This window comes from Paucibacter sp. KCTC 42545, assembly GCF_001477625.1.
Lineage (GTDB): Bacteria > Pseudomonadota > Gammaproteobacteria > Burkholderiales > Burkholderiaceae_C > Paucibacter_A.
Genome location: NZ_CP013692.1, coordinates 4,881,283 through 4,899,898 on the forward strand (window position 1 = coordinate 4,881,283; position 18,616 = coordinate 4,899,898).

The following is an 18,616-nucleotide window of genomic DNA, read 5'->3' on the forward strand; positions in this document are numbered from 1 at the left end:
TGCGCAAGAGCGGGCCATTTTTTTACAGCAGTGGCGCCAGCGCCCGCTCGGCCGCGAGCTTGTCCAAGGCCATGCGACGGCCCCAGTCCGCCACTTGATCGGCGCCGATGCGCCCGACATTGAAGTAGGCCGCTTGCGGGTGGGCGAAGTAGAAGCCCGAGACGCTGGCGGCCGGGGTCATGGCCATGGATTCGGTCAGGCCCATGCCGATCTCTTCCGGCGCCAAGACCCGGAAGACTTCGCGCTTGACCAAGTGGTCTGGGCAGGCCGGATAGCCCGGCGCCGGGCGGATGCCGCGGTACTTCTCGCCAATCAAGTCCTCGGCCGTCAAGGCCTCGTCGGCGGCGTAACCCCAGAACTCCGTGCGCACCCGCTGGTGCAAGCGCTCGGCAAAGGCCTCGGCCAAGCGGTCGGCCAGGGCTTTGAACATGATGGAGGAGTAATCGTCCAGGTCGGCCAGGAACTGCGCTTCCTTCTTTTCCACGCCCAGGCCCGCGGTGACTGCGAACAGGCCGATGTAGTCCGGCACGCTGCCCTTGGGCGCGATGAAATCGGACAGGCAGCGATTCGGGCGCTTCACCCCATCGACCACCGGCCGCTCCGACTGCATGCGCAGGCCATGCCAGGTCATCAAGACCTCGCTGCGGCTCTCGTCGGTGTAGATCTCGATGTCGTCGTCATTCACCTGGGCGGCGGGGTAGAGGCCGAACACGCCATTGGCCTGCAACCAGCGGCCCTTGATCAGACGCTCCAGCATGCGCTTGCCGTCGCTGAACACGCGCTGCGCTTCGGTGCCAACGATCTCGTCTTTCAGAATCGCAGGGAAGGGGCCTGCCAAGTCCCAGGTCTGGAAGAAGGGGCCCCAATCGATGCTCTGGGCCAACTCCGCCAGGTCGTAATTGCGGATCACGCGGCGGCCGATGAACTGTGGCTTGGGCGGCTGGTATGCGGCCCAGTCCAGCTGCGCCTTGTTGGCGCGCGCCTGCGCCAGGCTGACCATGGGGGTCTGCTTTTTGTTGGCGTGCAGCTGGCGCACTTGCTCGTAATCGGTCTTCAACTCGGCGATGAATTTGGCGGCGCGTTCGTCCGAGAGCAGATCACTGCACACGCCCACGCTGCGCGAGGCATCGGGCACATAGACCACCGGGCCTTCGTAATGCGGCGAGATTTTGACGGCGGTGTGCACCCGGCTGCAGGTGGCGCCACCAATCAAGAGCGGCGTGCCACGCGAGCTGAAGTATTCGTCGCGCTGCATCTCCGCGGCCACATGCTGCATCTCTTCCAGGCTGGGCGTGATCAGGCCGGACAGGCCGATGATGTCGGCCCCTTCGGCCTTGGCGCGGGCCAGAATGTCCTGGCAGGGCACCATCACGCCCATGTTCACAACCTCGAAGTTATTGCACTGCAAGACCACGGTGACGATGTTTTTGCCGATGTCATGCACATCGCCTTTGACGGTGGCGATGACGATCTTGCCCTTGGGCTTGGCTTCGCCGCCGGCGGCAATCATGGCCAGCTTCTCGGCCTCGATGTAAGGCAGCAAATGCGCCACCGCCTGCTTCATCACCCGGGCGGACTTGACCACCTGGGGCAGGAACATCTTGCCCGCGCCAAACAAATCACCCACCACATTCATGCCGGCCATCAGCGGGCCTTCGATCACATGCAGGGGCCGGCCGCCGCTGGCTTGAATCGCCACCCAGGCTTCCTCGGTGTCGGCGGTGATGAATTCGGTGATGCCGTGCACCAGGGCATGGCTGAGGCGCTGATTCACATCGCCTGCGCGCCAGGCCAGACGGGCGGTGTCGTCAATGGCCATGCCCTTGGCACGCTCGGCCACTTCGATCAGGCGCTCGCCGGAGTCGGCGCGGCGGTTCAGCACCACGTCCTCGACGCGCTCGCGCAGCTCGGCATCCAGATCGTCGTACACGCCCACCATGCCGGCGTTGACGATGCCCATGTCCATGCCCGCTTGAATGGCGTGGTAGAGGAAGACGGTGTGAATCGCCTCGCGCACCGGGTCATTGCCGCGGAAGCTGAAGGAGACGTTCGAGACGCCACCGCTGACCTTGGCGCCAGGCAGGTTCTGCTTGATCCAGCGGGTGGCGTTGATGAAGTCCACCGCGTAGTTGTTGTGCTCTTCGATGCCTGTGGCGATGGCGAAGATGTTGGGGTCGAAGATGATGTCTTCGGGCGGAAAACCGACCTCGTCGACGAGCATGCGGTAGGCGCGCTCGCAGATCTCGATCTTGCGGGCATAGGTGTCGGCCTGGCCTTGTTCATCGAAGGCCATCACCACGGCCGCCGCGCCATAGCGGCGCACCAGCTTGGCTTGGCGTTTGAATTCGGCCTCGCCTTCCTTGAGCGAGATCGAGTTGACGATGCCCTTGCCCTGGATGCATTTGAGGCCGGCCTCAATGACGCTCCATTTGGAGCTGTCGATCATGATGGGCACGCGGGCGATTTCGGGCTCACCGGCGATCAGGTTCAGGAAGCGCACCATGGCGGCCTGGCTGTCCAGCATGGCCTCGTCCATATTGATGTCGATGACCTGGGCGCCGTTCTCCACCTGCTGGCGGGCCACGGCCAGGGCGTCTTCGAATTGGCCGTTGAGGATCAGGCGGGCGAATGCTTTGGAGCCGGTGACGTTGGTGCGCTCGCCCACATTGACGAACAGCGTGCCCGTGCCGATCAGCTGGGCCTCCAGGCCGGAGAGCTTCATCGGGGGTGGGGTGACGGCGGAGTGTGCGGACGACGACATGGCGGACCTCAAGAGACGGTGGGCCGCAAACTCACCGCGGCCCAAAGGATAGGGATTCGGTGAGCGTCGTTGCTGGGCGCCTGCGGCACCCTTGTCCAAGCCTGGCAAACCCTTGACGGTTTGTCGCAACGCTCCTTGAACCAGGGCGCGATTTTACGCACAGGCATGGGCTTGAATCGCGGCCCATTCAAGCCGCCGCGCCAGATGCCGACAAAATAGCGTGCTTGGCCCTGCGTCAAAAATACAAAAAGCCTGCGGACACCCTGCGCAAAACGAAAACAAACGAGCCCACTTTGGATCTGATTCCCTTTCCCCCTGTTGCCCTGCGCTTTGGCCAAGAGCTGCCCTATTCCGTGCGGGATGCCGAGGGCAAGCTGCTGATTGCCAAGGGCCATGTCTTGCTCGACAGCCCGCAGGTGCGCCAAATGATTGTTCGCGGCGTCTGGGTGCAGGCCCACGAAACCAAGGAATATCAAAAAGCCCTGGCCCACAAGATGGACACCTTGATGCACCAGGGCGCCGCGCTGGGCGCCATCATCAAGGCCGAAGCCGAGCTCAAGACCGAGCGCCAGGTGCGCCCCGAACTGGGTCCGCAAGCCGCCTGGGCCGATTTGCGCGTGCATGCCGCCAGCGTCTTGCGCGAACCCCGGGTGGAGGACTTCAAGGCCCGCTTCCAGCACTTGCACAACGAGTCGCTGGAGCGCCTGCTGCGCCAGCCCGATGCCACGCTGATGCTGCTGATCTTCGACGCCAGCATGGACTTCAACCAGTACAGCGCCCGCCACGCCATGCTGTGCCAGGTGCTGGCCGAGCTGTGCGGCCGCCAACTGGGTTTGCCTGACGAGCAACGCCTGGCCCTGACCCAGGCGGCGCTGAGCATGAATATCGGCATCACCGCCTTGCAAGATCGCTTGGCCGCGCAGCAAGACCCGCCCTCGGAGGCGCAGCGCCGCGATTTGATGGGCCATGGCGACCGCAGCGCCGAGTTGCTGCACAGCCTGGGCGTGCGCTCCGAGCTGTGGCTGCAAACCGTGCGCCTGCACCACGAGGCCGGCCCCGGCCCGCTGGCTGAGCGCTCGCCGGCCGAGCATCTGGCCCGCTTGCTGCGCCGCATCGACAGCTTTGCCGCCCGCCTCAGCCCGCGCCGCTCACGCCTGGCGCTGCCCGGCGCCTCGGCCGGCCGCTCGGTTTATCTGGATGAGTTGCGCCAGCCCGATGAGGCTGGCGTGGCCATCGTCAAGACGCTCGGGCTTTATCCGCCCGGCAGCTTGGTGCGCCTCGCCAATGGCGAGGTAGGCATGGTGTTCAAACGCGGCCACAGCGCCACCGAGCCGATGGTGGCGGCCTTGCTGGGCAAGAGTGGCAACCCCTTGAGTGAACCGGTGCCGCGCGACACCCGCCTGGCCACCCAGGCCATCGCCGCCAGCTTGGCGCCGCACGAGATGAAGCTGCTGGTGACGATGGAAAAGCTTTTGCGGCTATAGCCCCGGGCTAGGCCTGGGCCTAGCCAGAAGGGGCGAGCTTAGGCTTCGACCAAGCTGCTGAAGAACTTGTCGCCGCTGACCCGCGGCTTGTAGGCCGAAACCTGAGCCGCAATCGCCGCGATATGCGCGGGCGTGGTGCCACAGCAGCCGCCGGCGATATTGAGGAAGCCGCTGCGGGCGAACTCGCTCATCAGGCGGCCGGTGACATCGGGCGTCTCGTCAAAGCCGGTGTCGCTCATCGGGTTGGGCAGGCCGGCATTCGGGTAGCAGCTGATCGCCACTTCGCCGGCCGCCTTGGACAGCTCCTCGATGTAAGGGCGCATCAGCGTGGCACCCAGGGCGCAATTCAGGCCGATGGCCAGCGGCTTGGCGTGGCGCACCGAATGCCAGAAGGCAGTGACGGTTTGCCCCGAGAGAATGCGGCCCGAGGCATCGGTGACGGTGCCGGAGATGATCACCGGCAGGCGCTCGCCCGTGTCTTCCATCAATTCGTCCAGGGCGAAGATGGCGGCCTTGGCGTTGAGGGTGTCGAAGATGGTTTCCACCAGGAACAGATCAACCCCGCCTTCCAGCAAGCCCTTGGCCTGCTCGTAGTAGGCGGCGCGCAAGGTGTCGAAGTCGACATTGCGGGCGCCGGGATCATTCACATCCGGGCTGATGGAGGCGGTGCGCGGCGTGGGCCCTAAGGCGCCGGCGGCAAAGCGGGGCTTGTCCGGCGTGCTGTATTTGTCGCAGGCCTGGCGCGCGATCTTGGCGGCGGCCACATTCATCTCGTAGGCCAAGGACTCCAGGCCGTAGTCTTCCTGCGCCACGGAGGTGGTACCGAAGGTATTGGTCTCGATGATGTCGGCGCCGGCAGCCAGGTATTGCTCGTGGATTTCCAGAATCACGTCCGGCCGGGTCAGCACCAACAGGTCGTTATTGCCCTTCAAGTCCTTGGGATGGTCGGCAAAACGCGTGCCGCGGAAGTCCGCTTCGGTGAGCTTGTAGCGCTGGATCATGGTGCCCATGGCCCCGTCCAGAATGGCGATGCGCTGCTGCAAGATGGCGGGCAGGGCCGCACCACGGGTAAAGGCTGGAGACGTCGTGTTCATGCCCGCATTGTAGGAAGGCGGCGAAGGCACCGGGGCGAGGGCACCCGAAAGCCATCCCAGCGCCACCCCGAAGCCATCGCCCTGGCGGGCGCCAGGGCGTCAAAACAAATGAGGTATTCGCAGGCGGGCGGCAGTGTCTGAGCAGACTGCGCACCCGCAGCAAGCAGCAAGCAGCAAGCAGCAAGCAGCAAGCAGCAAGCAGCAAGCAGCAAGCAGCAAGCGGCAAGCGGCAAGCGGCAAGCCTCAGGCTCGCCGGCTCACTCACTCACTCACTCAATCAATCAATCAATCAATCAATCAGCGGTTGCCGGGGGCGCGACCGCGTGGGCCGCGTTGCTCACGGCCCTCACCATTGCCATTTCCGCGACCATCACCGCGAGCGGCAGGGCGACCGGCGGGGCGGCCAGCGCCGCGGCTGTCGCCACGACCATCACCCCGGCCTGGCCCACGCGGGCCGGCATTGGCCGGGCGCGCTTCACGCACCGGCTGAGCGGCACGCTCGGCACGCGCAATTTCCAGCAGGCCGGGCAATTCCGCTTCCGTCACGCCCTTGAGCACGCAGAAGTTGGGCAGCGTCAGGGTGGTGCGCTCGAAGTCGTGCAGCAGGCCGGCGCGGTTGCGCGCCTGGGTCTGAGCCAGATCGCGCTCGGCCTGCTCGGCCGCCACGCGTTCTTGCTGCAGGCCACGGCGGCGAGCCAGCTCTTCGCGGGCGGCCAGGCGGTGCTCTTCGCTCAGTTCGGCCACGGCTTGGCCGTCCAGGTCAAAGCGGTGGGTGGCTTTGCCCAGGGCGATCAAATAGCCGGTGTTGCCGGTATGGCGGCGCAGAAAGCTCGACAGCTGGGCCTTGCTGAACTGGGCCGGAGCGCGCTCTTGAATATCGGCTTGGATGCGCAGCTTCAAAGGCTTGAAGACACCGCCACCGAAGATGGCCGGGAACAGCGCCTTGAGCTTGGCCGCGCACTCGGCGGGCGACATCTCGGGCGTGGCCTTGGCGGTGGCTGCGGCTGGCTCGGCCGGCGCAGCGTCGCCCTCAGCCGGGGCAAGGTCGGTCGCGACTGCAGCAGCATCAACTGCCGCCTCGTTGGCGGTCACAAGCGCAACAGCCGCAGGGGTCTCGGCAGCTGGGGCGGAGGCCTCGTTCGAACCCTCAGGGGCGTTCAAATCGGCGGTCTCAAGAGAAGAATCGTTCATGGCAGGCGCGCTAGTGCGGCAAAAGTTCAAGCCGCTATTGTCCACCGCCGCGGGCGCCTGCTCTCAGGCTTTGCATTTCAGACCCTGGTAAAGGCTTCACCGCCCCAGCAGGGGCGCTTCAAAGCCCGCCGAAAACCTTCTTGAGAATCGCGCTGCCCGTGCCCACTGGGTCTTTGCGGATCTTGCGTTCTTCCTCGGCAATCATCAGGAACAGGCCGTCCAAGGCCCGGCCGGTGACGTATTGCTGCAGATTGGCGTCCTGGCTTTTGATCAGGCCCAGGCCGGCGGCTTTGCCGGCCACGGCGTTGTATTTGTCGGCCAGCGCCACTTTCTCGGTGGCATGGGTGACGATGGGCAAAAACTGTTTGCTGAGCGGCTCACGCGTTTTTCTGACGAAGAACTGCGTCACCGAGTCGTCGCCGCCTTGCAGCAGGCGCACACCGTCTTCCACGCTCATGGACTTGATGGCTGAACTCAGCAGCGGCCGGGCCGCTGGCACGGCGGCTTCCGCCGCGCGGTTCATGGCCGTCAGCAGGTCTTCGACTTGTTGGCCCTGGCCCATCATCTTGAGCAGTTGCACGCCTTCTTTGAGCTGACCGGGCAGCTCGATGCGCACCGCGGGGTTGCCCAGAAAACCGTCCTTCTTGCCCAGATTGGCAATCGCCGCATCGGCCCCGCGGGCCAGGGCCGCGCGAATGCCCGAGGCGGCATCGCCTTCGCTGACGGCCGCCCAGCTTGGCCGCAGCGCCAGCAGGGCCGGCAGCAAAAGTAGGGTTCGGCGGTGGTGTTGGTGGCGCAAGCTCATGCTCAGATCTCCGGGTTGGGGTTGTCCAGCGCTTCATGCAAGGAGACGACATCTTGGTCGATGGCGCCGAACATGCTCAGGCCGTCGCGGCCCTTCATCTCGATGCGAATGCTGTCGCCGAACTTCATGAATTCGGTTTTTGGGGCGCCGCTTTCGATGGTTTCGATGGCGCGCTTCTCGGCAATGCAGCTGTAGCCGCGGCTCCAGTCCTTGTTGCTGACCGTGCCCGAGCCCACGATGCTGCCCGCCCGTACCTGGCGGGTTTTGGCGATATGGGCAATCAGTTGGCCGAAGTGGAAGGTCATTTCCGGCCCGGCGTCGCAAAGCCCCACCTTGCGGCCATTCCACATCGATTGCAGGCTCAGCTCGACCCGTCCGCCGCGCCAGGCGTCGCCCAACTCGTCTGGGGTAACGGCCACCGGACTGAAGGCCGTGGCGGGCTTGCTTTGGAAAAAACCAAAGCCCTTGGCCAGCTCGGCCGGGATCAGATTGCGCAAGCTCCAGTCGTTAGCCAGCATCAGCAGGCGCACACCGTCCAGGGCCTGATCCGGGCTCGCACCCATGGCCACATCGCCGGTGATCACGGCGATCTCGGCCTCGAAGTCGATGCCCATGGCTTCGGAGACGAAGCGCGCCGGGTCGCAGGGGCCCAGGAAGTCATCGCTGCCGCCTTGGTACATCAGCGGGTCGAGGTAGAAGCTCTCTGGCACTTCGGCGCCACGTGCCTTGCGCACCAGCTCCACATGGTTCAGATAGGCCGAGCCATCGGCCCATTGGTACGCGCGCGGCAGCGGCGCCATGCACATCTTGGGGTCGAAGTTGAAGGCGTGGCGCAGCTTGCCGTGGTTGAGACTGATGGACAACTCCTCCAGCTGCGGGGACAAGAACCCCCAGTCGTCCAGCACTTGCTGCAGGCGGGTGGCGATGCCATTGGCGTAATGCGCCTGGCTGAGATCACGCGAGACGACGACCAACTGGCCATCGCGTGAACCGTCTTTGTAGGTGGCAAGTTTCATGGGTGCGGCAAGGCTTGCGAAGAAGCGGGAACAATGCAAGTCTCGCATTCTCACCTGCGGCTGCGCGCGACTGCTCGCGTCAAGCTGCTGGCCCTTGTTCGCTCGCCTTTGCTCTGGTTCTCGTTCCCGCCATGTTCGCCCGTTCCGCATTCTTGTCGGCCTTGCCGCGCCGCAGTACCCGCCAGGCTCTGGCGGCGGCCGTGCTGCTGAGCTTGCTGGCCCATCTGGCTTTGCTGCTGCCGGCCAAGCGTGCTGCAGCGCCGGCCAGCGCGGTGCCTAGTGCTAAGGCCTTGATAACGCTGCAAACGCGGGCCGTGCCGCCGCAGCCAGCCGTGAAAAGGTCGGACGGCACGAGTACCTCTGGCTTTGCCGCCAAAACTGCCGCCATCCTGCCCAGTTCTACCCAGCGCCCGCCGGCGGAACCAGAACCCGGCAGCGCCAAATCAAAGCCGTCAATTGCCGCCGCCCCCGCGGAATTGGCTGATTCCACCGCACTTGCCGCCGCAGCCCCCGCCCGCCCCGGCAGTGCGCCGCCCAGCGGCGAATGGCATTACCTGCTGCGCTCCGGCGAGCGCGAAGGCCAGGCCAAGCTGGTCTGGCACAGCGAAGCCGGCCGCTACGCCCTGCGCCTGGAGCGGCAGCTGGAAGGCCGCGCCTTACCCAGCTGGCATAGCCAGGGCACGCTGGACGGGCTGGGCCTGGCCCCACAGCGTTTCACCCAGCAGCGCCGCGGGCGCGAGCGGGCGGCGATCAATTTCCGAGCGGACGAAGGGCTGCTGAGTTTTTCCGCCAGCGAGGCCCTGCTGCCTCTGGAGCCGGGCACGCAAGACCGGCTGAGTTGGTGGCTGCAGCTCAGTGCCCTGGTGGAGGCCGACCCGGCCTTCTACACAGCCGGGCGCAGCTTCAGCTTGCGGGTGGCGGCCCTGCGCGGCACGGCGCTTGACTGGCAGTTCGAGGTGCTGGGCCTGGTGCCACTGGCGCAAGACGATGGCAGCAGCGTGCAGGCCCTGCAACTGCGTCGCGCGCCCTTGGGTCCCCACAGCGGCGAGGTGCAGCTGTGGCTGGACCCGGCCCGCCACCATCTGCCGCTGCGCCTGAACTTCGAGCTGCCCGATGAGCGGGGCTGGAGCCTGCGCCTGCAGCCCGAAGCCTCGTCTGGGCCCGCGTCCAGCGCCGCTGGCACCTGATCTGCGGGGAAACACGCTCCCCCACTTGCGGGAATACCGTCAATTTTTTGCGTCAGCAACACAAATTTCCTGATCTGAGCCTCCGAAGTGCCGCGTGATCTGAGACTATTTGTGCATGTGGTGGCGCCGTCTAGTGCCGATAAGGCTTGAAAGTGGCGCCGCTGGCCGCAGGTGATGCTGATAGGAGGTTTCCATGCACATGCTCTACAACTCCCCCAGCTTCAGTGTTGTGAAGTTCGACATTCAGGTCAACGAGCCGCAGATGGGCGAGTTCCTGCAAGCCAATCCCGAGCTGCAACTGCATCGCGGGGGCTACGAGATCGTCGACAAATTCAGCCGCAAAGAAATCTTCATCGAAGGCGCGCTGGCCCAGCAGTTCCAAGACGGCGTTGAGGCCTTGATCGAACAAGACCCGAGCGAAGAAGACCTCGACGATTTCATCGAGAGCTTCGCCAGCATGGGCCATCAACCCGTTGTGATGCACTGAAGCCGAGACCGGCGACGAGCCTTCGCCGGCGGGTGAAAAAGAGCGCTTGTACTGTGCGCCGAGCTAAGCCAAGATCGGGCAGCGCCAGGCTTGGGCTGGCGGCTTGATTGCGAGGGATGCCATGGTGAAGCGCTCAACCGCTGTTATGAGCCCGACTGCGCCGCGAGGTGCCGCGCGGCAGCGCGCCGCCGCCGAGAGCAGCGCCGAGTTCAAACAAGACGGCCGCGTGCTGCCCTCGCCCGGGCTGAAGAATGCCGCCGTGCTGGACCGCATGTGCTCGCAGTTTGTGCTGACGCTGACGGTCAAGCATGCCGGCAAATTCAATCTGCGCCGCGACTTCAACGGTCTTCTGTCCTTTACCGGTCGCCATTTGGTTTGGCCCGTGCGGGTGCTGGGTCGGCTGCGGGACTACCTCAAGCTGCGCTGCCAGAACAACGAACTCTGGAGCGGCCACGAAGTCCTCAGCGATGAGGACTTCTTGCTGCGCTACGGCGTCTGGACCGGGCCTTTTTCCGAGTCCACCTTATTCTTCTACCTGGACGAATACGTCAAGGACGCGCCCAAGGATATGCTGGCTCTACTGGCCACCACCAGCGAATGGCTGGACCGGCAGTTGAAGCGCGAATCCACCCTGGTCGAAACCAATATCGACGCGCTGGGCAATCTACTGCAACTCAACCCGGCCGAGCGGGCGCTGCTGCTTTACGGCACCCTGGCGCGCTACCAGCGCGAGTTGCGCGGCGCGCTTGTTGAGTTCAAGGTCAACACCGCCCAGGAAGCCTTCGCCACCATTGCCGCCGTAGCTGGTGTGAATGCACAGGAAGTGGCTGAGGCCTTGCGCGCCGGCTCTCGCCTGGAGCGCATTGGCATGGTGGAGAACCTGATCTCCGAACACAACATCACCGATCTGGCCGACCTGATGAAGGTGAGCGACCAACTCCCGCCGGTCTTGATGCGCGAGTACAAAGGCCCGCATGATTTGATGGCGGTGTTCACCCGCCCGGCCTCGAAAAGCAGCTTGACGGCGGCCGATTTTGATTTCGTCAGTGATGATCTTGGCGTGGTGGGCAGCCTGCTGCGCGAAGCGGTGGCGCGGCATGACGCTGGCGTGAACATCTTGCTTTACGGCCCGCCCGGCACCGGCAAGACCGAGCTGGCCAAGGTGGCCGCGCAAGCCGCCGGCCTGGATCTTTACGAAGTGGAATACGCCGACCGCGATGGCAATTCGCTCTCGGGCCGCGACCGCTACCGCTCGCTGCAGATCAGCCAGGTTTTTCTCAAAGCCAGCGCCAATGTCGCGCTTTTGTTTGACGAGGTGGAGGACGTGTTCCCGCCACTGTCCAGCGACACCGCGCAGCTGATGGCGCGGTTGGATTCCAGTGGCGAGCAGCCGGCCAATGGCTCGGTTAGCGGCAAGGCCTGGGTCAACCAGATTCTGGAAACCAATCCGGTGCCGGTGATCTGGGTCACCAACCGCATCGAGCAGATCGACCCCGCCTTCCGGCGCCGTTTTCAATATCACCTGGAACTGAAGTCGCCGCCGCCCGGGGCGCGCCTGCGCCTGGTCAGCACGGCGCTGGCCGATGTGCCGGTGGCGGAAGGCTTTGCCGCGCGCCTGGCCGAGCGGCGTGGCCTGACCCCCGCGCAGGTGCGCACGGCAGTGCGCTTTGCCCAACTGGCTGGCCCGCCCGAGGACTGCGAACGGCTGATCCTGCGTCAGCTTGAAAACGCCGACAAAGCCCTGGGCCATGCCAGCAAGGAGCGCGGCGCCCGGCCCATGGTGACGCAGTACGCGCTGGATTTGCTGAACTGTGAATCGCGCTTTGAGATCCCGCGTATCGTTACCGCCTTGCAAAGGCGTAGCAGCGGCAATCTGTGTTTTTACGGCCCGCCGGGTAGTGGCAAAACTGCCCTGGCCGAGCACATTGCCCAAAGCCTGCAAAAGCCCTTGATGATCCGCCAGGCCAGTGATCTGAGCAGCAAATTCGTCGGCGAGACCGAGCAAAACATGGCCCGCATGTTCGAGGCCGCCGCCAGCGAGGGCGCGGTGCTGCTGCTGGACGAGGCCGACAGCTTCTTGCGCAGCCGCCGCATGGCCGAGCGCAATTACGAGGTCTCCGAGGTTAATGAGATGTTGGCCGGCATGGAGCGCTTTGCCGGCATTTTTATCTGCACCACCAATCTGTTTGAAGACCTGGACGAAGCCGCCTTGCGCCGCTTCGCCTTCAAGATTGCCTTCAAGCCGCTGCGCGCCGATCAGCGCGAACGCATGTTCCGCCGCGAGGCGCTGGGCGACGATGAGGCCGCCTTGGATGCCGAGCAAACTGCCCGTTTGGCCGCGCTGGATGTGCTGACCCCGGGCGACTTCGCGGCTGTGCGCCAGCAGGTGGAAATCCTCGGCGAAGCGCTCACGCCGGATGAGTTTTTGTCTCAGCTGGAGGCCGAGCACCGTGGCAAGCCGGGGGTGCGGCAGCGGCGCGGCATCGGTTTTGCGGCGGCGCTGAAGCATTGAGTGCGGCACGCTCAGCGTGCTGGTTCGAGTGGTGGTGCTGAGCGAAGCTTGTCAGTCAAGCTTTGGCAGCAGGCGGTCCGCCCCTCGCTCAAATCCCCTCGGGGTCGACGCTCTCTGTGGGGCGGTTGCGCAAGAGCAGTTCGGTCAACTCCAGCAGCTTGGCGGGGCTGAAGGGCTTGGTGAGAAAGATATTGGCGCCGGCCGCCAGGGCGCGGGCCTTGGTGGCGGGGCGGATGTCGGCACTCAGCACCACGACCAGGGCGCTGGCCAGGGCGGCGTCGGCGCGAATGCGCTGGCAGACTTCGATGCCGTCCAACTCGCCCGGCAGCATCACGTCCAGAAACACCAGGTCGGGCCGCAGGGTTTGCGCCATCGCCAAGCCTAAGCTGCCGTTGGGCGCCTCGTAAAGCGTATGGGTGGATTCTTCCAATGACCAACGTACTAAGCGACGGATCTCGGCTTGATCTTCGATAAGCAAAATCTTGTGCGGCATGTTGGAAGGCTCGGCGGAGCACTGAGAAGCTTCGCGCATATTACTTTGCAATTAGGGGGCTTGGCATTGGCGCGGGCAGCCCCATGTGAACAACGGCACGGGCCTGTCGGGCTTGCGCCTGCGTGTGCCGGCTTGCTTGCCAGCCCGCATTGGGCTTTTCCGAGCTGATGCCCGACTCGCTCCTAGAATCACTCCACCCTTTTCGCCTCCCGCTTCCCCGAGTACATCCGCCATGGTTCCCCACCTCATCACCGCACTGACAGGCCCGATCAATGAGCTGGAGCAACGCGTGCTCGAATCCATGCCGGCGATTGAGCGCTGGTTCCGGCTGGAGTGGATGGAGCACACGCCGCCCTTCTACAGCTCGGTGGACCTGCGCAATGCCGGCTTCAAGCTGGCGCCGGTGGACACCAATCTCTTCCCCGGTGGCTTCAATAATTTGACGCCGGAGATGTTGCCTCTGGCGGTGCAGGCCGCCATGGCCGCCATCGAGAAGATCTGCCCCGAGGCCAAAAACCTGCTGCTGGTGCCCGAGAACGACACCGGCAACAGCTTCTACCGCAGCAATCTGGCCACCCTGGTGCGCATCTTTACCCAGGCCGGCTTGAATGTGCGCCTGGGCAGCATGGACCCCGCCGTCGTTGGCCCGACCGAACTGGCCATGGCCGATGGCAGCAGCCTGACCCTGGAGCCGCTGCTGCGCACGCGTGGCCGCCTGGGGCTGAAGGGCTTCGATCCCTGCACGGTGTTGCTGAACAACGATTTGTCGGCCGGTGTGCCGCGCTCGATTGAGCATCTGCACGAGCAATACCTGCTGCCGCCTCTGCATGCCGGCTGGCCGACGCGGCGCAAGAGCCAGCATTTCAAGGCCTACGAGGAAGTGGCCAAGAAGTTTTCCAAGCTCCTGGGCATGGATCACTGGCTGATCAACCCGGTGTTCACGCCGCTGCAAAGCGCCGACTTCAGTGCCGGCGCGGGGCTGGAGGCTTTGCAAACCCAGGTCGACACCATCCTCAACAAGACCCGCCGCAAGTACAAGGAATACGGCATTCAGGAGAAGCCCTTTGTGGTCATCAAGCCCGATGCCGGCACCTATGGCATGGGCGTGCTGACCGTGCGGGACGCCAAGGATCTGGCCGAGTTGGGCCAGCGCAAGCTCTTGGGCCCGGTGGGCGAGGGCGCGGCCGAGCATCAAATCATCGTGCAAGAAGGCGTGGTCACGCATGAGCGGGTGCATGACGCTGTGGCCGAGCCGGTGGTCTACATGATGGACCGCTATGTGGTGGGCGGCTTCTACCGCGTCCATGCCGACCGCGGTGTGGATGAGAACCTCAACGCGCCTGGTGCCAGCTTTGTGCCGCTGGCGTTTTCGCAGTCCTCGCAACTGCCGCGCCTGGGTGAAAAGCCTGGCGTCAGCGCGCCCAACCGCTTCTATATGTACGGCGTGATCGCCCGTTTGGCGATGTTGGCCGCGAGCTATGAGCTTGAAGTCACCGACCCGGAAGCCGAGATCTACGCCTGACTTGTCTCCCGCCGGGCGTAGTCCCCGGCGACCTGATGCAGCAAGGCCTTGAAACGTTCCACCAGCTCTGACTGGGGTTCGCGCAGATGCCAGAGGGCCAGGTCGGCCAAGCCCACTTTGGCCTCCAGCGGCAGGATCTTGACGATGCCTTGCTGGGCGGCGAGCCGTGCCACATGCAGCGGCATCATGGCCAGCAAGGGCAGCCGCTTCATCATGCTGAGCACCAGCATGATGTCGCCGGTCTCGATCAAATTGCTCGGCGGGGCTAGCCCCAGCGCTTGCCACATACGGTCCATCAGGCCCCGCATGCGTGTGCCGGGCAAGGGGCCAACCCAAGCCTGCTCATTGAGCTGAGGCCAATCCAGCTGGCGCTGCTTGGACAGGGGGTGGATGCAGCTGATGAACACCACCTCGTTTTGCTTGAGCAAGACCTGACCCTCAATATCGGCTGGCATCTCGATCGGCGGCACGCGCGCCAGCACCAGGTCGCGTCGGCCTTGGCGCAACTCGTCAATCAGGTCGGTGAGCGCATGGGTGCGAACGCTGATGGTCACCAGCGGACGCTCCAGCTTCATCAAGGCCATGGCATCGGGCAGGAGCTGGGGTAGGGCGGCATTGGTGGCACCGATCTGCAATTCACCATGGCTGCCGCGCACGATGGACGCCACGTCCTCGCTACCTCTGCGTAGGTCAGCCTCCAGCTTGCCGGCCAGAGCGATGAGCCTTTCACCCAGGGCTGTGGCATGAAAGCCGCGCCCTCTGCGCATGAACAGGGTTTGTCCTAGGCCCTGCTCCAGCTCGGCCAATGACTTGCTCACGGCGGGCTGTGTGACATGCAGCAACTCGGCCGCTGCGCCGATGCCTTTCCCCTCAGTCAAGGCCAGGATTAGGCGCAGATGACGCAGGCTCAGGCGCTTGGCGATGAAGGCCTCGGCCTGCTGCGGGTCGGCTGTGGGGGGGCTGGATATAACCATCGGATCACTCTAGCAAACCAAATGTCATAAATGCCCGGCGGGGGGGTCTTAATGTGCGGCCTTCGACTGTGGCCCGCAGTGAGCGGGGGCAGCAAATATCTGTGAGGAGGATCCCCATGAAGCATCGCCACAATCTGTTGATGTTGGCCGTTATCAGCTGCTGCGGCACGGCATTCGCGCAAGATGCGGCCACGCCCGCCAAGATCGAACGCGTCGAGGTGACGGGCAGTTTGATCAAGCGCATCGACAAAGAAACGCCTTCTGTGGTGCAGACCATCTCGCGTGAAGACATCCGCAAGTCGGGCTACGCCAGCATCGAAGAGATGTTGCGCACGGTCAGCGCGGTGGACACATCGTCCATCGGCGACGGTGCAGGCTCGGGCTTTGTCTCGGGCTTGTCCACCATCTCGCTGCGAGGCTTTGGCTCGCAAGGCACGCTGACCCTGGTCAACGGTCGCCGTCTGGCGCCTGCCGCCGCGGTTGACGTCAACTTCGGTCGTGGCAATCTGGTCAGTGTCAACACCATCCCCAAGGGCGCGGTGGAGCGCATCGACATCCTGAAGGATGGGGCCTCGGCCATGTACGGCTCCGACGCCATGGCCGGTGTCGTCAACTACATCCTGCGCAAGGACTATGTGGGCGGCGAGCTGGGCGGCAGCTACACCGTCAACAACGACGGCGTGGGCGGCACCCGCTCGGCCAATGCGGCCTTCGGTTTGGGCAATCTGGCCACCCAGCGCTTCAACATCTATGGCGGCTTGGAGCTCAGCAAGCGTGATCGCGTCATGGCCACCGATCTGCGTAATCAAGGCAATCCGGGCTTGGCCGACCAGGTCTTGAACCTGGACGGCAGCCTGTCACGCTTTGCCCCCAGCACGGCGGCATCGCCCTATGCCAACTACTACCGTGTGCCCGCCAGCCTGTCTGGCCGCACCACGATTGACGGTTATAGCGTTGCCAACAATAGCGCTTCGGGCGTCAACTTCCTCGGCAGCCTGGCGGGCTGCCCGGATGAGATGTTGGTGGGCAAGGGCCTGCCGCAACGCCTGCCGGGCTTCTTGCCCGCGGGTACAGGAACGGACTACGGCACGGCCAATATGCCCAAGGGCATGTGCCGCTTTGATCTGGACAGCGCCACCGAAATCATCTCTAAGCAGGACCGTATCGGCGGCTCGATGCGTGGCACTTTTGCTGTCACACGCGACTTGACGGCTTATGCCGACGTGATGCTGTCCAAGACCACGACCGAGTCTTTGGTCACGCCGCGTGCCCTGACCACCAGCTTGTTCACCCAAAGCACCGCCAAGAACGCCGTACAGTGGCCCAAGCTGGATGGCACGATGCAGAGCTTCCCGGCCATCGTGCTGCCGGTGGGACACCCGGACAACCCGACCAATGGCCGGGCCAAGCCCGAGGCGGTGCAACTGCTTTACCGCTTTGCCGACATCCAGCGCAGCGACACCACCGAGCTGCAAGCCTCGCGCTTCACCGTGGGCCTGGAAGGCGCAGTGGGCGATTGGGACATCGACAGCGCCCTGCTTTACAGCCGCCAGAACATGAGCCGTGTGCGTGGCAACGAGCTGCGCGCTTCCCTGCTGAGCAAGGCCATTGCCGACAAGACCTATCGTTTCAGCAAGGCCAATGACGCCGCGGCCATCGCCAGCGTGGCCTCGGACGCCGTCATCGACGGCAAGGCCAGCATCGCTTCGGTCGATCTGCGCGCCAGCCGCCTCTGGTTTGATATGGCCGGTGGCAAGGCCGGTGTGGCCTTGGGTGCTGAATTCCGCCGTGAGACCTTGGACTCTGTGCCTGATAACGCTTATCAAAGCGGTGACTTCATTGGTCTGGTGGCCAACGGCGCTTCGGGTACTCGCAACTCCACCGCGCTATTTGGTGAGTTGAGCCTGCCGGTGCTGAAGGACCTGGAAGTGCAGGCCGCCCTGCGTGCTGAGCGTTACAGCGACTTCGGCAATGCGAACACCGGCAAGCTGGGCTTCAAGTGGACGGCGGTGCCTTCGGCCATGCTGGTGCGCGGCACGGTGGCCACGGGCTTCCGTGCGCCCTCGATCTCGCAGATCGGCACTTCCTACGCCTCTTCCTTCCACTCCTTCGGTTCTTACGCGGTGGTGGATCCGCTGCGTTGCGACACCAGCAATCCCGCCAAGCCCATCAGCAAGGCCGATCCGGCCAATAACCGCGACTGCAATGTGCTGGGCTTTAGCTCGCGCACGCCCAACCCAGGCAGCATCGCCACCACCATCGCGGCGAATCCGGACCTGAAGCCGGAGACCTCCAAGTCTGCGACCCTGGGCCTGGTGTTCTCGCCCAGCAAAGCGGTGGATCTGAGTCTGGATGCCTGGTACTTCGAGCGCCAGAACGAGATCCGCAGCCAGCGCGGTGTGGACATCATGGAAGACGCGGCCAAGAACCCCGGCGCGCCTAACCCGCAGATCGTGCGCGATCCCAATCCCACGACCTGGTTGCCAGGTGTGGCCAATAGCGGGCCCATCTTGATGTTGGTGCGCCAGTACGGCAATTACAACTGGACCAAGACCGGCGGCCTGGACTATGACCTGACCGTGCGCTTCCCTGATACCGAGCTGGGTCGCTTCAAGCTCAAGGTGGATGGCACTTACACCCGCCGCTACGACTACAAGATCCTGGCCAGCAGCGACGTCACCTACGCCGTGGGTACGACCAATTCGGATGTGCCCAAGACCAAGGTCAAGGCCACACTGTCTTGGGAAGCCGGCAATTGGGACAGCTTTGCCCGGGTCTCGCACTCCGATGGCCTGAAGCGCTCCACCACCGACACCTGCCTGAGCTCGACCTCGGCGTCCAACACCTTGCTGCGCGACAACGGCTATTGCTACAACACGCCGCAGCAGTCCTTGGACCTGGGTACGACCTATCGCGGCTTCAAGAACTTGGCCTTGTCGGCCACGGTCTTGAACGTGATGGGCAGCTATGGCTTCAGCTCAGGCGTGCCCTCGGTGTTCAATTATTACGACCAAGGCGCGACCGACCAGTTGGGCCGCCGTTACACCATCAGCGCCAGCTATTCTTTTGATTGAGGCCTGATGATGGGCG

At 64.2% G+C, this 18,616-nt stretch carries 13 protein-coding genes and 1 riboswitch; of the genes, 6 read left to right on the forward strand and 7 right to left on the reverse strand.

The genetic code is table 11. From position 1 onward, the window contains the following. Nucleotides 1–22: 22 nt before the first annotated feature. Nucleotides 23–2,761, reverse strand: a complete 2,739-nt coding sequence (metH, locus tag AT984_RS20930) for a methionine synthase (RefSeq protein ID WP_082680235.1) — start codon at nucleotides 2,759–2,761, stop codon at nucleotides 23–25. Nucleotides 2,762–2,815: 54 nt separating this feature from the next. Continuing rightward, a riboswitch (S-adenosyl-L-homocysteine riboswitch) is annotated at nucleotides 2,816–2,904 on the reverse strand. A 150-nt stretch (nucleotides 2,905–3,054) separates the two neighbouring features. On the opposite strand from metH, the gene AT984_RS20935 reads away from it, so the two are divergent. After that, nucleotides 3,055–4,245 (forward strand): HD-GYP domain-containing protein, encoded by a 1,191-nt coding sequence (locus AT984_RS20935; RefSeq protein ID WP_156422162.1) that lies wholly within the window; start codon nucleotides 3,055–3,057, stop codon nucleotides 4,243–4,245. 38 nt (nucleotides 4,246–4,283) lie between these two features. Here AT984_RS20935 and AT984_RS20940 read toward each other — a convergent pair whose 3' ends face one another. From AT984_RS20940 to AT984_RS20955, 4 genes are all read right to left on the reverse strand, one after another. Continuing rightward, nucleotides 4,284–5,339 carry a homocysteine S-methyltransferase family protein gene (locus AT984_RS20940; protein ID WP_058722509.1) on the reverse strand — a complete coding sequence of 352 codons (1,056 nt, stop codon included), beginning with the start codon at nucleotides 5,337–5,339 and terminating at the stop codon, nucleotides 4,284–4,286. Nucleotides 5,340–5,636: 297 nt separating this feature from the next. Next, complete coding sequence (locus AT984_RS23810; RefSeq protein ID WP_082680237.1) at nucleotides 5,637–6,530, reverse strand: ProQ/FINO family protein; 894 nt, start codon at nucleotides 6,528–6,530, stop codon at nucleotides 5,637–5,639. A gap of 118 nt (nucleotides 6,531–6,648) precedes the next feature. Further along, nucleotides 6,649–7,335, reverse strand: a complete 687-nt coding sequence (locus tag AT984_RS20950; protein WP_058721758.1) for a DUF4197 domain-containing protein — start codon at nucleotides 7,333–7,335, stop codon at nucleotides 6,649–6,651. Nucleotides 7,336–7,337: 2 nt separating this feature from the next. Next, a complete protein-coding gene (locus AT984_RS20955; RefSeq protein WP_058721759.1) occupies nucleotides 7,338–8,351 on the reverse strand; it encodes a fumarylacetoacetate hydrolase family protein in 1,014 nt (337 codons plus the stop codon). 131 nt (nucleotides 8,352–8,482) lie between these two features. Between AT984_RS20955 and AT984_RS20960 the strand changes: the two genes are divergently transcribed. The 3 genes from AT984_RS20960 (at nucleotide 8,483) to AT984_RS20970 (ending at nucleotide 12,537) form a co-directional block, all read left to right on the forward strand. Further along, complete coding sequence (locus AT984_RS20960; RefSeq protein WP_058721760.1) at nucleotides 8,483–9,538, forward strand: DUF3108 domain-containing protein; 1,056 nt, start codon at nucleotides 8,483–8,485, stop codon at nucleotides 9,536–9,538. Between the two features lie 193 nt (nucleotides 9,539–9,731). Beyond that, on the forward strand, nucleotides 9,732–10,025 hold the full coding sequence (locus tag AT984_RS20965; protein WP_058721761.1) for a BTH_I0359 family protein: 294 nt from the start codon (nucleotides 9,732–9,734) through the stop codon (nucleotides 10,023–10,025). Between the two features lie 145 nt (nucleotides 10,026–10,170). Beyond that, the gene (locus tag AT984_RS20970; protein WP_082680238.1) at nucleotides 10,171–12,537 is read left to right on the forward strand and encodes an ATP-binding protein; all 2,367 of its coding nucleotides are present in this window, start codon (nucleotides 10,171–10,173) and stop codon (nucleotides 12,535–12,537) included. Nucleotides 12,538–12,625: 88 nt separating this feature from the next. On the opposite strand, the gene AT984_RS20975 is transcribed toward AT984_RS20970, so the two are convergent. Next, nucleotides 12,626–13,030 carry a response regulator transcription factor gene (locus AT984_RS20975; RefSeq protein WP_058722512.1) on the reverse strand — a complete coding sequence of 135 codons (405 nt, stop codon included), beginning with the start codon at nucleotides 13,028–13,030 and terminating at the stop codon, nucleotides 12,626–12,628. A gap of 232 nt (nucleotides 13,031–13,262) precedes the next feature. On the opposite strand from AT984_RS20975, the gene gshA reads away from it, so the two are divergent. Further along, a complete protein-coding gene (gene gshA / locus AT984_RS20980; protein WP_058721762.1) occupies nucleotides 13,263–14,552 on the forward strand; it encodes a glutamate--cysteine ligase in 1,290 nt (429 codons plus the stop codon). On the opposite strand, the gene AT984_RS20985 is transcribed toward gshA, so the two are convergent. Further along, a complete protein-coding gene (locus AT984_RS20985) occupies nucleotides 14,543–15,526 on the reverse strand; it encodes a LysR family transcriptional regulator (protein WP_058721763.1) in 984 nt (327 codons plus the stop codon). The genes gshA and AT984_RS20985 overlap by 10 nt on opposite strands. Before the next feature lie 116 nt (nucleotides 15,527–15,642). Here AT984_RS20985 and AT984_RS20990 point away from each other — a divergent pair, with 116 nt between their 5' ends. Next, nucleotides 15,643–18,600: a TonB-dependent receptor plug domain-containing protein gene (locus AT984_RS20990; RefSeq protein ID WP_058721764.1), complete on the forward strand. Its 2,958-nt coding sequence runs from the start codon at nucleotides 15,643–15,645 to the stop codon at nucleotides 18,598–18,600. Nucleotides 18,601–18,616 lie beyond the last annotated feature (16 nt).